We start from the raw sequence: 14,626 nt of genomic DNA, 5'->3' as shown, positions 1-14,626 counted from the left end.
CATGGCCTTCATCCTTCACGATGATAAGGATGGTTGGCGATAATCGATGTCGCGCGGAACAATTGTTCGGCCAGCATCGCGCGGGCCATTAAATGTGGCCAGGTTGCCTTGCCAAAGGCGATCAGCTTGTCTGCGCCTGCGCGCGCTGTATCATCAAAGCCGTCGGCCGCACCGATGAGAAAGCGCACTTCGCGCACGCCGTCGTCACGCCAGCGTTCCAATAAGCGCGCCAGTTCAACTGAGGTGATCTGCGCGCCTTTTTCATCCAACATGATGGTTTTGTAAGGGGAATCCGACGCCGGAAGCTCACCACCCCGATCAGGCAGTTCGCTATGCTTGGTCGGCCAGCTAATCCGCTTCATATAGCGATCGACCAGTTCCGATTCGGGGGAACGGCCAATCTTGCCGCGCGCGATGATGTGCAGGCGCATCGCCATAGGCGCGGGCAATCGGTCTTATTGCGACGCGACTTCGGGTGCGTCGCCAAAGGCCCACATGCGTTCCAAATTGTAGAAGCTGCGGACTTCGGGGCGGAACAGATGCACAATGACATCTTCGGCATCAATCAACACCCAGTCCGCCGACGGCAGACCTTCGATGCGGGCATGGCGACCCGCTTTTTTAATGCGCTCGGCCAATTTCTGCGCCATCGATGCGACTTGGCGCGACGAACGGCCTGATGCGACGACCATATGGTCGGCAATGTTACTTTTCCCCTCAAGCGGGATGGTAACCACCTCTTGCGCCTGATCATCGTCGAGCGATTGGAGAATCAACGCGTGCAACGCGTCGGGGGTCAATGTGGGTTCCTTGGACTTTGCGGTCGGCGCAGGAACGGATGCAGTGTCGATCAAGATGGCTCCTTAAAGCACAATATTTCGGGTAACGCCGTCACGCGTTCCAAGTTCCTTATATCGGTGAAACCAATATGGGTCAGCGCGCCGAAGAGCGGTGGCAGAACGCGGATCTGGACGAAAGCGCAAAAAGACAAGCGCTGGCGTACTCCATTTCGTCCAGTGATGACGCTGTTCCGGACGCCGGACAAACCGTCTGAACCAGGCCATTGCGGGACCCGCAACGACATGAGGCTTATAGCCGGGTCTGGCGATAACTGCAATCGGCATCAACCGCGCGATATCTCGCCACCGCCGCCAATGATGAAATTGCAACAAATTGTCCGCACCCATGATCCAGATGAACCGGGTTTTCGGGTAACGCGCCACCATTTTTTGCAAGCTGTCGACGGTGTAAACGGTGCCAAGGTCGCGTTCAATGGCGGTGACTTTAATCGGGGTGCGGCGCGCCTGTGCCTTGGCCGATGCCATGCGTGCGGATAATGGCGCCATGTCGGATTTGGGCTTTAACGGGTTGCCCGGCGACACCATCCAATAATATGCATCAAGGCCAAGCGAATCCATCGCAAACAGGCTGATTGCGCGGTGCCCTTTGTGCGCGGGGTTGAACGATCCACCCATGAGGCCAACAGTTTTCAAGGGCGGCATTCCTTTCAAGGGCGGGTCTGGCCCTGCCCCCGCACGACCCATTTATAGGTGGTCAACCCCTCTAGCGCGACCGGACCTCGTGCATGCAGACGGCCCGTCGCGATGCCAATCTCTGCGCCTAAACCAAATTCGCCGCCATCGGCAAATTGGGTGGAGGCATTGTGCATAACAATTGCGCTATCGACCTCGGCCAAGAAACGTGCGGCGGCGGACGCATTCTGCGTAATGATCGCGTCGGTATGGTGCGACCCATGGCTGGCAATATGGGCCATGGCTTCATCCAGACCGGACACAACGCAGGCCGAAATGACCGAGTCGAGATATTCGGTATCCCAATCCTGCGCATCGGCAGAAACAGTCCGCGCGTCCAACTCCATCAACACATCGTCCGCCCGCACTTCACACCCTGCGTCCAGCAGCGCCGAAATCAAAGCGGCAGGCGCGGGATAATCCTGATCGATCAACAGCGTCTCGGTTGCGCCGCAAATGCCCGGGCGCCGCATCTTGGCGTTGACGACAATCGCTTGCGCCATTTCGGGGTCCGCATCCTTATGCACATAGCTGTGGCAGATGCCGTCAAGATGCGCGAGCACCGGCACGCGGGCTTCATCCTGAACGCGCGCCACAAGCGACTTGCCGCCACGCGGGATGATCATGTCAATCGCCCCTTGCGCGCGCAACATGTCGCCGACCACTGCGCGATCCTGCGTCGGGACAAGCTGAATGATATCGGCTGGCAAGCCAGCCTGTGTAACGCCTTTCACCATCGCGGCATGAATTGCGTGGTTGCTGTGCACCGCCTCGCTACCGCCACGTAAGATAACGGCATTACCCGACCGCAAACCCAAGGCCGCGGCATCAGCAGTGACATTAGGCCGGCTTTCGTAAATGATGCCCAATACGCCAACTGGCACGCGGACGCGCTCCATCAATAGGCCGTTGGGCCGTTCGCTGCGGTCGATGATTTGCCCCACCGGGTCTTGCAGCGTTGCGACCACTTCGACCGCAGACGCCATTGACGCAATGCGCGCGGCATCTAACGTGAGCCGGTCGAGCATCGCGGGCGAAATACCGGCCGCTATCGCAATATCGATATCCTTGGCATTGGCCGCGAGGATATCCGCCATGGCTTCGCGCAATGCCTTCGCTGCGCCTTTGAGCGCCGCCGCCTTCGCCGCGTCATCCACACCTGCCAAATGCCGCGCCGCGATGCGCGCCTTCGCCGTGAGATTGTTCATCAAAATGTTGCTGTCTGTCATTGCCTGATACCCGTAGAGAAATGGCTCCAAAAGGGAAAGCGATCGTCCGTATTTGGACCTCATCGCATATGGAACAAACCCGAATCGATTATATATCATTGAATTTACACATTTTTACCCTCTCAGCTTGGACAATGCAGACCGATTCGGATATAAACCCAGGCGCATTGGAAAGGGTTTTCCACAGCTCATCGCACGACTCAACCGACTCATCACGAGTCGGCTTTCGGTGATTCGCCGGGCGCCATTTCCTCTGCTAGCCGCTTGGTTCAAATATAACGGGGTGGGTCGTGTCGCTAAAAAACAGTATATCCGGTTGGAAAAACCGGATGGCTGGATGGTTTATTGACCGCGAATTTTTTATGCGGGCCAATGGCCAAGTCCGGTTTTTGAAAATATCGGCGCAATTGCAACGCCGCACCGCTGTGACCCTAGCGATCGTTATCGGTGTTTGGTTGCTGGTCACTTTTGATATGGCCATAAATCAAGTGACCGTCTCCGCGCAGCGCGTTGCGCTGTCCGAGCAAAAGGCAAAGATTGAATCCGCCGAAGAGCGCGTCGCCAGCTATCGCGGCTCTATCGATGAAGTGACAAAGGATTTGGAACGCCGACAGCAAATGTTGGAAAGCTTGGGCGACCAATATCTGGGTGATTTACCGCAGGACGAAACGCAAGCACCCACCGCCTCTGCCAACGCGCGTGAAGAAGATAAGGCCGTGAAGACTATCAGCGCGATGGTCCCCGAAGCCGCCGGCCTTGCCCGTCTTGAGGCGCGGCAAATTCGCTTCGCCGAAAAAATGACGAAGGTGGCGCGCGCGCGCACATCAAAGGCCGAGGCCGCCATTCGTCAATTCGGGCTGAACCCCGAAGTGTTGGTCCGCCAAGCCCGCAATGCACAAGGGGGTCTGTTCGAACCATTTTTCGGCAAAGAGAAAGACGTCCGCGACCCGCGTTTCTTAAATCTCGCCGCAGCGCTTGGCCGCATGGACGCGATGGAACGCGCCTTGGCTGCAATCCCCACCGCAATGCCCGCCGCGTCGATGATGATGTCGAGCGGCTTTGGCTATCGCACGGATCCATTCACGGGCAGCGGTGCGATGCATGCTGGTCTCGATTTTATGGGCCCTGTTGGCACCCCCATCCGTGCCGCAGCCGAGGGCAAGGTGGTGTTTGCTGGCTTCAACGGGGGCTATGGCAATGTGATTGAAATTAGACATGCCAATGGACTTGTAACACGCTATGCACATTTGTCGGGCTTAAATGTCAGACGGGGTCAGATGGTTGAACGCGCCGTTCAAATCGGACGGATGGGCAGCACGGGTCGGTCGACTGGCAGCCATCTGCATTTTGAGGTGCGCTTAAACGGTCAGGCGATTAACCCGCGTAAATTTTTGGAGGCAAATCCAGATGTTCTCAAGGTCCAAACAGTCGCCGGACACCGCGCTGATTATGCCGCAAAGGAATAACAAAAGCATGCGCAACAATTCCGGTCATACATTCTCGATCATTGCATCCGACGTCGAAATAGTCGGCAATGTGTCGGCGGGCGTTGACCTGCATATCGACGGCAAGGTGCAGGGCGACGTGACCTGCGGCAAGTTGGTGCAGGGCGAAGGCAGCATTATCACAGGCAAGGTCACGGCCGAATCGGCCAAGCTTTCGGGCCATGTCAAAGGTTCAATCGAAACGAATGAGCTTGTGGTCGAATCCTCCGCCCGTATCAAAGGCGACGTGATCTACGGCAATCTGACCATCGCACCTGGCGGGCAAATTGAAGGCAAGTTCAGCCGGAAGTCCACCGCCAAGCCAAGCATTTCAGCTACGCCGGTGGAAGTCGGCAGGGATGACGATCCCCTTATCCTAACAACCGCGTCCAAGGTCGCGTAAACTCCGATTGCCCTGATGTTCAAAGCGGGAGCTTAGGCACTAGAGGTGTCTCGTCTTCGCGCGACACGAACGGCTTTTATCCATGTGCATACCCTCTGCTTCCTCCGCGCCTCTGCGTGCAAAATGGTCTCACGCAGAGGCGCAGAGGACGCAGAGAGGGAAGGTAAATAGTCCCCAACCTCCTCATCCTGAACTTGTTTTGGCTTTGCCAGCCTTCGGATCCACGAGCCATCGTGCAGCACGCTCTGAGCTAGAATGAATGGATGGACCCTGAACCAAGTTCAGGGTGACGGGGGGGATGAGAGTGACGTGGGGTGGTTCAGGTTGACGCTGTTTTGGCTAACCCCATAATTTCCAACACGCGCAATAATATTTCCTACAAAAGCGGTGCGCGTGTGCACCCAGTTAAAAAGGGACGGCCGACGCGGAAGCGCTGGTGGTGCTTCCAGCTGATGGTGTTCGTTGATCAGGGTCAGGACCTTCCAAATACCCGCTCGAGGCGCCATAATGGCTAAGATATCAAGCCAAAATGCGCGCCGCCAGGCAGCCTGTTGCCTGCAAGCGTATTTTGGCTCGAGATCGACGCCATTATGACGTCCAGAGGATTTGACCCATTTTGCCCAGCGCCGCGTCAGGAAACCTTGCGATATATTGATATCCCTGCGGTTTCCTTCCTAGCCCTGAACAAAATGGCTTCAAACCTCGAGCGGGTATTTGGAAGGTCCTGACCCTCAGGCTCGTTTGTTCCATCAGTCTAATTCTAGGAGCCGCCTTTATCTTGGCTGGGCTGCTTTCCTTGGGATGAAGGTTCCTAAAGCCCCCAAGGCCGTCCATGACGAACGGGGCGGTTTCCCGCCACACCCAGCCTTTTGTGCGCTATTCAGAGCTTGATGCAACAGGCCCTTTTAAAAGGCAGAAGCAAACACCCTATCGCGCCGGCCGTGCCAGCGCGTTTCCCCGCCAGCGTTCCCGTCATCCCGACCCACGTTCTAGACCGCGGCCTGACTGACGCGAATCAGATAACCCATCTGGTTATTTGTAGGAAAGTTGTTTTTTGTGCGGCGGAGGAATCCTGTCGTTGCAAGTGACAAGCGGATAGCATGCGCTACCCCTCCAACCCATGTCATCCTGAACTTGTTTCAGGATCCATTTATCCGTTCTAACTCCGGGCCCGCTGCACGATGGACCCTGGAACGACAGTCACCGAAGCCAAAACAAGTTCAGGACCACAACGGGCGGCACGATAGCGGCCCACATCTGTTCGCACCGCATAAAAAGGCCCGGACCATCGCGGGTCCGGGCCATGAGTTGGATGTTCGCGGGAGGAACATCGGGAGGCGGCGGGGCGTAAGTGGAGAGGAGAGAACGCCCCGCCGCCAAGCTTTGAAACTTTTTACGTTGGTCGTGCAGATGAAGCGAAAAACCGGTTCTCACTTTTGCTGCTGCACGCCCGATTAATAATTATACGCGCGCTCCCCATGCTCGGTGAGGTCGAGGCCTTCACGCTCGGCGTCTTCGGTTGGACGAAGGCCCATGGTCTTGTCGAGGATGAAGAAAAGGACCGCCGAACCGATACCAGACCAGAGCAGCGTCAGGACGACCGCTTTGATCTGAGTGACCATCTGGCCAGCCATGTCATATTCACCAGCAACAGCCGGGAATACGGTATAGTCGAGCCAGCCCTGACCGCCGAGTGCCGGGTCGGCAACGATGGCGGTGCCGATGGCGCCGACAATCCCGCCGACGCAGTGCACGCCGAACACGTCGAGTGTATCGTCATATTTCAGCTTGTTCTTCACATAAGCGACGAAGACATAACAGATACCAGAGGCGGCAAAGCCAAGCAGGATGGATGTCATGGGCGATGCAAATCCGCTTGCTGGCGTAATCGCCACAAGGCCGGCAACTGCCCCCGTAACCGCACCCAGCAATGATGGTTTGCCGTGGTGGAACTGTTCAATCAGGCACCATGCAACGGCAGCAGCGGCAGTCGCGACAAAGGTGTTAATGAAAGCAAGCGCTGCAAGGCCGTTCGCTTCAAGATTGGATCCGGCGTTAAAACCGAACCAGCCCACCCACAGAAGCGAGGCGCCGATCATCGTCATGGTCAGCGAGTGTGGCGGCGTGGCTTCCTTGCCGTAACCAACGCGCTTGCCGATCATGATGCAGCCAACGAGGCCCGCAATGCCTGCGTTGATGTGCACCACCGTTCCGCCCGCAAAGTCGAGTGCACCCATGCCCCATAAGAAGCCGGTGTCGGTCGGCGCGTCGACGAGGAAGTCTGGGCCAGCCCAGTACCAAACCATATGCGCGATTGGGAAATAGACGAAGGTCAGCCAGGCCACTACAAAGAGCATTAACGGCGTGAACTTGATCCGCTCTGCAAATGCCCCGACGATCAGCGCGGGGGTGATGCAGGCAAAGGTCATCTGGAACGCGACAAACGCATATTCCGGAATATAGACATTATTCGAGAAGGTCGCCGCAACTGTGGTTGCATCTACGCCTTGCAGGAACAATTTGGAGAAGCCGCCGATGAACGGCGTACCGCTGGTAAAGGCGAGCGAATAGCCCCAGCTAACCCAGACGAGGGCCGCGATCGACACGATCATGAATACCTGCATCAACAGGCTCAGCATATTCTTTGTGCGGACAAGGCCGCCATAGAACAAAGCAAGTGCCGGAACCGACATCAGCAATACCAAAGCGGAGCTGATGAGCATCCACGTCGTATCGCCTTTGTCGACCATGCCAGCCATTTGCTCGACCGTTGGTGCCTTGATCGGCCCGTCGGCGACGGCAACCGCCGCAGCAACGTCTGCTACAGCGGCACCTGCCGCTGCTGCGCCGTCGGCTGCTTTTTCAACAGCCTCCTGCGCGAAGGCGGGCAAGGCGGCGAACATTGTCGCCCCCGCCGCGCCCAAAAATTTTAGTGTCTTTGACATTATCTGGTTCCCCTAGATTGATATGATCGCGTCAAAGCGCGGTTTCATTGGTGTCGCCCGTGCGGATGCGTAACGCACCAGCGAGATCGAATTCGAAAATTTTGCCATCGCCAATGGCCCCAGTTTCGGCAGCATGCTGAATGGCCTCAACGACCGCAGGGGCTTGATCGGACGCGCAAGCAATCTCAATCTTTACTTTGGGCACCATATTTGTTGCATATTCGGCGCCACGGTAAATTTCAGTCTGGCCCTTTTGCCGGCCAAAGCCTTTGACCTCCGTCACTGTCATACCCGACACGCCCAGCGCGGTGAGCGCCTCGCGCACTGGGTCCAGCTTGTGCGGTTTAATAATGGCAATAATATATTTCATGCACGCCCCCATTGTGGTTGTGCAGTGCAATATGCAAACGCCGTGCCAGAAACGGGAATACACGCAAAAGCGTCGCTATTCGGATATTGGGGGCATGATGTCGCGCGACATGGCGGCAACATATGCCTATTATTTAATCAGTCATTTTTATCTGCCTAATATTTAGGCAATTACCCAATCTCTATACTTGCCCACAAAGGCAGATGGTCGGACGCCTGTTTCGACAAGGCCGAAATATGGCTGTCCGCAGCGGTAACGTTCACGTCGTGACTGACAATTATCCGGTCCAATCGCGCAACTGGCCGCGATGTGTGGAAGCTTTTGGGGGTTTGCACCAATCGGTGATGGTGAAAGGCAAGTTCGTTCAATGCGCCGCTGTCCGACCATTGGTTGAAATCGCCCATAAGAATGGTGGGCATATGACGCGGGCTGGCATCAATCGCCGCCAGCAACGCCCGGATTTGCTTGCGCCGCCACAGCCCCGACAAATCCAGATGCACGCCAATCACGCGCAAGCTATGCCCGTTCACCGACAGTTCCGCCATCACCGCCCCGCGCGGTTCCAGCGTGGGCATGTCAATCGGCTGGGCGCGGCGGACCTCAATGCCCTTGCGCACCAAAATCGCGTTACCGTGCCAACCAATGGCGGCAGGACGAAAGTTCAACGGCACCGGCACATAAGGCGAATCCGCCTCCAGCATCGCCAAAGGAATCGCGCTGACCCGCGCGCCAAAGCGGCGGTCCACCTCTTGCAACGCGACAATATCGGCGTCGATTTCTTTCAGCACCGCCAAGATGCGCGCCGGATCGCGGCGTCGATCAAGCCCCACCGCCTTGCGAATATTATAGGTCGCAACCTTAAGTGCGTGGCTCATGAAGATGTCACGCCGTTAATTCGCGGGGCCAAAGAACCGATCAGTGGCACGCGTCGGCAGACCATCAATGCTTTGTGTTCTGGCCTTTGTCTTTTCGACCCATGTCGCAGGATCGGCCTGCGCATGATATTTGGTGAGCGTGTCGCGTTCACGTTCCAGCGTCATAAACGGCACGCCCCAGCCACAGCTGCCCTGAACGCTTTCGACATCAATCAGGAAAATCTGACGCGTGCCGGGCAGAATCGTGAAATGCGCGGCAAGTGCTTCCCATTCGGCATCCTGCGGCAAAACCGGCCTGCCCTTGCCATAAATCCGCAAGATCAACGCCGGCCGGTCAAAGTCACAAAACATGATTGTGATGCGCCCATCGGCTGCCAGATGGGCATGGGTTTCATTGCCTGACCCGCCCAAGTCCAGATAGGCAACGCATGAGGGCGAAAACACCCGAAACGAATCATACCCCTTTGGCGACAGGTTAATCCGGCCATCGGCGGCGGCAGTGGCGACGAAGAACACCGGCTGCTTGCCGATCATCTCAATCTGCTCGTCTGTGAGCGTATCTGTAAAGTCAGCCATGCACGGGTTCTGACGCAATAGCCGCGTCAGTGCAACCTAACAGCGTCTGACTTTATTTGGCTCTGTTCGGCGAAGCGATGTCGTGACCGGTGGTTGTTACCCCGCCGTCCCGCCCACCGTGAGCGCGCTCACTAAAGTCGTGGGTTGCCCGACGCCTGCAGGCACGCTTTGCCCCGCCTTGCCGCAGACGCCAACGCCTTCATCAAGCGCCATGTCATTGCCAAGGCCAATGACCTTGTTGAGCGCGGTTGGGCCATCGCCAATCAGGGTCGCGCCCTTGATCGGGTCGCCCAGCTTGCCATTCTTGACCAAATAGGCCTCGGTGCAGCTAAATACGAATTTGCCCGACACGATGTCGACTTGCCCGCCGCCAAAGCTTTTGGCGAAGATACCGTTTTTGACGCGGCTCAAAAGTTCGGCCGGGTCGTCGTTGCCGCTGCGCATGAAGGTGTTGGTCATGCGCGGCATCGGTGCATGCGCAAAGCTTTCGCGGCGGCCATTGCCGGTGGGCTCCACACCCATCAGGCGCGCATTCATGCGGTCCTGCATATAGGCGCGCAATATGCCGTCTTCGATCAGGACATTTTCCTGAGTCGGTGTGCCTTCATCATCAATCGACAGCGACCCACGGCGGTTCTGCATCGTGCCATCATCGACAACGGTGACGCCGGGCGCAGCAACGCGCTGGCCAATCTTGCCGGAAAAGGCGCTACTGCACTTGCGGTTGAAATCGCCTTCCAAGCCATGGCCGACTGCCTCATGCAGCAACACGCCGGGCCAGCCGGGACCAAGCAACACGGTCATTTCGCCAGCCGGTGCAGCAACCGAGCGCAAATTGGTCAGCGCCTGCGCCAGTGCGACGTCAATCGCATGTTCCCATTCATGTTCTTCAAATAATTTATCATATAGATAGCGCCCGCCAAACCCATAGCTTCCGGTTTCGCGGCGTTCACCATCTTGCGCGACGATTGCGACATTGAGGCGCACCAAAGGCCGGACATCGGTGGCGACAAAACCATCGGCGCGGACGATTTCAACCACGCTCCAGCTACCCGACAGGCTGACGCTGACTTGGGCAACGCGCGGGTCACGGGCGCGGGCGGCGGCGTCGATTTGCTGACACAAAGCGACCTTTTGCGCAAAGGGCACCAGCTCCAACGGGTTACCATCGGTGTATAAATGCCGGTTGTTCTGGCGTGGCGGTGGCGCGGGTTGATCCTTGGCTGGATCGAGCAGCTTCAGCGTCTCCCCTGCCCGTCGAATCGCGGCCTCGCTCATGTCATTGGCGTGGCTGAACCCCGTCATCTCACCCGAAACGCCGCGCAGGCCAAAGCCTGAACCCGTCGAGTAATCCGCCATTTTCAGGCGGCCATCGTCAAAGCCAAAGCTCTCGGTCGCGCTATATTGCAAATATAGCTCGCCATCATCGCATGCCTTCAGCGCGTCCCGCGTGATACGCTGCGCTGCATCGGGGTCGAGAAGGCCAGGTTGGTACAGATAGGAGCGGGGATCAGTGTAAGTCATGTTGCGTATATGGGACGGCGCGGCGGCGGTTGAAAGGATAATTTGTATATTCCTCCCGCAGCGAAGGGTGGAGGGGCTGCGCTGACGGATTCAACATCACCGCAGCACTTGCTGCTCAGGGCTTCGGTTGATGAAGAGACTCCACCCTCCCCATCGACTTTCAAACGCCGCAATTTCGTCATCCTGAACTTGTTTCAGGATAACAGGCAACATTATTTCGTTATCCTGAAACAAGTTCAGGATGACGATGGGCTTTGCTTCGGATGGCGAAGGCGGGAATGACAAATCGGTTATCAATCCCTAAAGCCCCCTTATGACCAAGCGATTCCAGTTTTCGATTTCCGCCACCGATGGCAAGGCCCGAACGGGCAGCATTCACATGCTGCGCGGCGAAATTCGCACGCCGGCCTTCATGCCCGTGGGCACGGCTGCGACCGTCAAGGCGATGCGCCCTGCCGAAGTGCGGGCGACGGGTGCAGACATCATATTGGGCAATACCTATCATCTGATGCTGCGTCCCGGCGCGGAGCGCGTGGCGCGATTGGGCGGTTTGCATCAATTTTCGGGCTGGGACCGGCCGATATTGACCGACAGTGGTGGCTATCAGGTGATGAGCCTGTCGGCCTTGCGCAAAATTACAGAAGAAGGTGTCTCGTTCCAAAGCCATTTGGACGGGTCGAAACATATGCTGTCGCCCGAACGCTCAATGGAAATCCAGCGGCTATTGGGTTCCGACATTGTTATGGCGTTTGACGAATGCCCCGCCAATGGCGTGAGCCGCGACGAGGCGATAAAGTCGATGGAGCTGTCGATGCGTTGGGCCAAGCGCTCACGCGACGGGTTTGACAGCGGCGGCGAACATGCCGCGCGCGCGGCTTTGTTTGGCATTCAGCAAGGGTCATTGGACGAAGAATTGCGCAAGCGGTCCGCCGACGCGCTAATCGACATTGGTTTTGATGGCTATGCCGTGGGCGGCCTTGCGGTGGGTGAAGGGCAAGAGGCGATGTTTGGTTGCCTTGATTATGCGCCTGACCAATTGCCCGCCGACCGGCCACGTTACCTGATGGGTGTTGGCAAGCCCGATGACTTGGTCGGCGCGGTGGAGCGCGGGATTGATATGTTCGATTGCGTTTTGCCCACACGGTCGGGCCGCAACGGCCAAGCCTTTACCCATCATGGCGCGATCAACATCCGCAACGCCAAATTTGCCGAGGATCAAGGGCCAATTGATGACCGCTGCAATTGCCCTGTATGCGCAACATGGACGCGCGCTTACGTCCATCACTTAATCCGTTCGGGCGAGATATTGGGCGCGATGCTGATGACGCAGCACAATCTGCATTATTACCAGATGCTGATGGCCGATATGCGCGCTGCGATTGCGCAAGGCCGCTTTGCAAGCTTTGCGCATGATTTCCGGCGGGATTATTTGGGGCGGTGAGCTTATGTGACCTGCATTGTCATTCCCGCGAAAGCCGGAATCCATGGCCGACAACGGAAGTTTCGACAATATGGCCGCTTTCGCCCGAAGGTTTGACGTTGGCTTCCCGCCTGCACAGGAATGACGAGCGGAATGGTTGGAATGACCAAGGTTTTGCAGGAAAGGTTAATGCATGACCGCCATCGCAGACGCCATCGCCCGCGTGCAGGCCAACAGCCCGTTCCTGTCTGGCCTGATCGACCGCAACGCCGACCTTATGCCGATGATCCAGGCGGGCGACTTCGACGCGGCGCTCGCCAGCGCCCTTGCCCGCAACGCGCAATCGGTCGGCACCGCATTGCGCAAGCAGCGGCAGGGCGTTGCTTTGGTGACTGCGATTGCCGACCTATCGGGCATCTGGGACCTCACCCGCGTCACGCACATCCTCTCCGACTTTGCTGACCATGCCTTAGATCAAGCCATTGCCGCCGCCATCGAAGAGCGCGTGCCGGGTGCACCCAACCAAGGCTTTGCCGTCATTGCTTTGGGCAAGCATGGCGGGCGGGAGTTGAATTATTCGTCGGATATTGACCCGATATTCTTGTTCGATCCCAAGACGCTGCCCCACCGCGAGCGCGATGATGTGGCCGAGGCGGCGGTGCGTTATGGTAGGCGCGTCATTGAACTGCTCTCCGCACTTGATGGGGATGGTTATGTCTTTCGCGTCGACATGCGCTTGCGGCCATCGCCGGAGGTCAGCCCCATCGTTCTGCCAGTGGAGGCAGCTATCGGCTATTATGAATCGTCCGCCTTGGCGTGGGAGCAAGCGGCCTTCATCCGATCACGGGTGAGTTCGGGTGACCGCGCGTTGGGCGATTATTTCCTAAAGGCCATTGGACCGTTCATTTGGCGCAAATCGCTCGATTTCGGGCAGTTGAAGAATATCACCGCAATGACCGCCCAAATCCGGGACCATTATGCCAAGGGGCAGACAATGGGGCTGGGGTTCGACCTAAAGCGTGGCCATGGCGGCATCCGCGAGTGCGAATTCTTCGCCCAAGCGCATCAGCTTATCCACGGCGGCCGCGACCCCATGTTACGCGTTGCCGATACACGCGCCGCGTTAACAGCGCTGGCGGCGGCTGGACCGATTACGCCGCAAGAGGCGGAGACCTTATCCTCGGCTTATACGCAGTTGCGGATGTTCGAACATCGCTTGCAAATGCACAGCGACCGGCAAACGCATGAGATACCCGCCAATCGCGATACCGCCGATGCTGTTGCGCGATTGCATGGCCTTCATGATGCCGACGCGTTGATTGCGGCGATTGCGCCGATCACCGCTTTGGTCGCCGCCATCTATGACCGCATGGTTGATGCAGGGGGTAGTGAAGGGCCGCGATTGGCAGCGGAAGGTCTGCCGCTGGAGGAACAGCTCACCGATCTCGGTTTTGCCGACCCTGCTGCGGTGATGCAGCGATTGGCCCGCTGGCGCAGCGGCAAAATCCGCGCGATCCGCAGCCCATCGGCGCGCGATGCATTTGAGGCGGTGTTGCCCGCGATCATGGCGGCGCTGGCGCAAGCACCCGATTCGGACCGCGCCATCGCTCGTTTCGACAATATGATTGAGGGGATGCCCAGCGCGATTAACATCTTCCGCTTGCTGGAAGCGCGCCCCGGCCTTGTGCAACTGGTCGCAGATATCTTAAGCTACGCGCCGACTTTGGCCGATGATTTGGGCCGGCAAAGCCGCTATCTGGATGCGTTGATCGATACCAGCGCCATGCATTTGCCCGGCGACGTGTCGGCATTGCAGGACGCGATGCAGCGCCGGATTGGCAATGCCGATTATCAATCCACCCTCGACATTGTGCGCGATTATGTGGGCGAAAAACGCTTTGCGCTGGGCGTGCAGTTGATTGAGGGGCGCAGCGACGCGCTGGCGATTGCGCAAGCTTACGCGCATTTGGCAGAGGCGTCATTGCAGACGCTAACGACGGCAACGGTAACGGAATTTGAAAAGGCACATGGCAAGATTGTGGGCGGCGAGCTGATCATTCTCGCGCTCGGCAGGCTTGGTGGTGAGGCGTTGACGCACGCATCGGACTTGGACATCATCCTGCTGTTCACGGGCGACCATCTGGCGGAGTCCGATGGACCGCGCGCGTTGGGCGCGACGCAATATTTTAACCGGCTGGCGCAACGGGTGATTGCCGCCATGTCCGTGGCGACGGCCTCGGGCGCTTTATATGAAATTGACACACGCCT

At 57.7% G+C, this 14,626-nt stretch carries 13 protein-coding genes; 4 read left to right on the top strand and 9 right to left on the bottom strand.

Annotated elements, in window-relative coordinates; translation table 11 throughout:
• Positions 1–8 precede the first annotated feature (8 nt).
• The 4 genes from ACILP3_RS08585 to ACILP3_RS08570 all read right to left on the bottom strand — a co-directional run bounded on the left by ACILP3_RS08585 (position 9) and on the right by ACILP3_RS08570 (position 2,761).
• Positions 9–431: a 23S rRNA (pseudouridine(1915)-N(3))-methyltransferase RlmH gene (locus ACILP3_RS08585; RefSeq protein WP_395616250.1), complete on the bottom strand. Its 423-nt coding sequence runs from the start codon at positions 429–431 to the stop codon at positions 9–11.
• Positions 432–455: 24 nt separating this feature from the next.
• Complete coding sequence (gene rsfS, locus ACILP3_RS08580) at positions 456–800, bottom strand: ribosome silencing factor (protein WP_295491618.1); 345 nt, start codon at positions 798–800, stop codon at positions 456–458.
• A gap of 63 nt (positions 801–863) precedes the next feature.
• Positions 864–1,502 carry a nicotinate-nucleotide adenylyltransferase gene (locus tag ACILP3_RS08575; protein WP_395616240.1) on the bottom strand — a complete coding sequence of 213 codons (639 nt, stop codon included), beginning with the start codon at positions 1,500–1,502 and terminating at the stop codon, positions 864–866.
• 5 nt (positions 1,503–1,507) lie between these two features.
• Positions 1,508–2,761: a glutamate-5-semialdehyde dehydrogenase gene (locus ACILP3_RS08570; RefSeq protein WP_395616239.1), complete on the bottom strand. Its 1,254-nt coding sequence runs from the start codon at positions 2,759–2,761 to the stop codon at positions 1,508–1,510.
• A 329-nt stretch (positions 2,762–3,090) separates the two neighbouring features.
• Between ACILP3_RS08570 and ACILP3_RS08565 the strand changes: the two genes are divergently transcribed.
• Entirely contained in the window at positions 3,091–4,227 is a 1,137-nt protein-coding gene (locus ACILP3_RS08565) for a M23 family metallopeptidase (protein ID WP_395616238.1), read from the top strand.
• Positions 4,228–4,234: 7 nt separating this feature from the next.
• Positions 4,235–4,648, top strand: coding sequence for a polymer-forming cytoskeletal protein (locus ACILP3_RS08560; RefSeq protein WP_395616237.1), 414 nt, complete (start codon positions 4,235–4,237; stop codon positions 4,646–4,648).
• 1,454 nt (positions 4,649–6,102) lie between these two features.
• Here the strand turns inward: ACILP3_RS08560 and ACILP3_RS08555 are convergent.
• The 5 genes from ACILP3_RS08555 to tldD all read right to left on the bottom strand — a co-directional run bounded on the left by ACILP3_RS08555 (position 6,103) and on the right by tldD (position 10,938).
• Positions 6,103–7,551 (bottom strand): ammonium transporter, encoded by a 1,449-nt coding sequence (locus ACILP3_RS08555; protein WP_395616249.1) that lies wholly within the window; start codon positions 7,549–7,551, stop codon positions 6,103–6,105.
• Positions 7,552–7,624: 73 nt separating this feature from the next.
• Positions 7,625–7,963, bottom strand: coding sequence for a P-II family nitrogen regulator (locus tag ACILP3_RS08550; protein WP_395616236.1), 339 nt, complete (start codon positions 7,961–7,963; stop codon positions 7,625–7,627).
• 170 nt (positions 7,964–8,133) lie between these two features.
• Entirely contained in the window at positions 8,134–8,838 is a 705-nt protein-coding gene (locus ACILP3_RS08545; protein ID WP_395616235.1) for an endonuclease/exonuclease/phosphatase family protein, read from the bottom strand.
• A 15-nt stretch (positions 8,839–8,853) separates the two neighbouring features.
• Entirely contained in the window at positions 8,854–9,414 is a 561-nt protein-coding gene (locus tag ACILP3_RS08540) for a pyridoxamine 5'-phosphate oxidase family protein (RefSeq protein ID WP_395616234.1), read from the bottom strand.
• 96 nt (positions 9,415–9,510) lie between these two features.
• Complete coding sequence (tldD, locus tag ACILP3_RS08535; RefSeq protein ID WP_395616233.1) at positions 9,511–10,938, bottom strand: metalloprotease TldD; 1,428 nt, start codon at positions 10,936–10,938, stop codon at positions 9,511–9,513.
• A 313-nt stretch (positions 10,939–11,251) separates the two neighbouring features.
• Here tldD and tgt point away from each other — a divergent pair, with 313 nt between their 5' ends.
• On the top strand, positions 11,252–12,379 hold the full coding sequence (tgt, locus tag ACILP3_RS08530; protein ID WP_395616232.1) for a tRNA guanosine(34) transglycosylase Tgt: 1,128 nt from the start codon (positions 11,252–11,254) through the stop codon (positions 12,377–12,379).
• Positions 12,380–12,551: 172 nt separating this feature from the next.
• The coding region (locus ACILP3_RS08525; protein WP_395616231.1) for a DUF294 nucleotidyltransferase-like domain-containing protein at positions 12,552–14,626 on the top strand (2,075 nt) is incomplete at its 3' end.

The organism is Sphingorhabdus sp. (genome assembly GCF_044239665.1).
Taxonomy (GTDB): Bacteria; Pseudomonadota; Alphaproteobacteria; order Sphingomonadales; family Sphingomonadaceae; genus Sphingorhabdus_B.
Note: the sequence above shows the minus strand (reverse complement) of the source record. Positions and strands in the feature narration are given on the sequence as shown.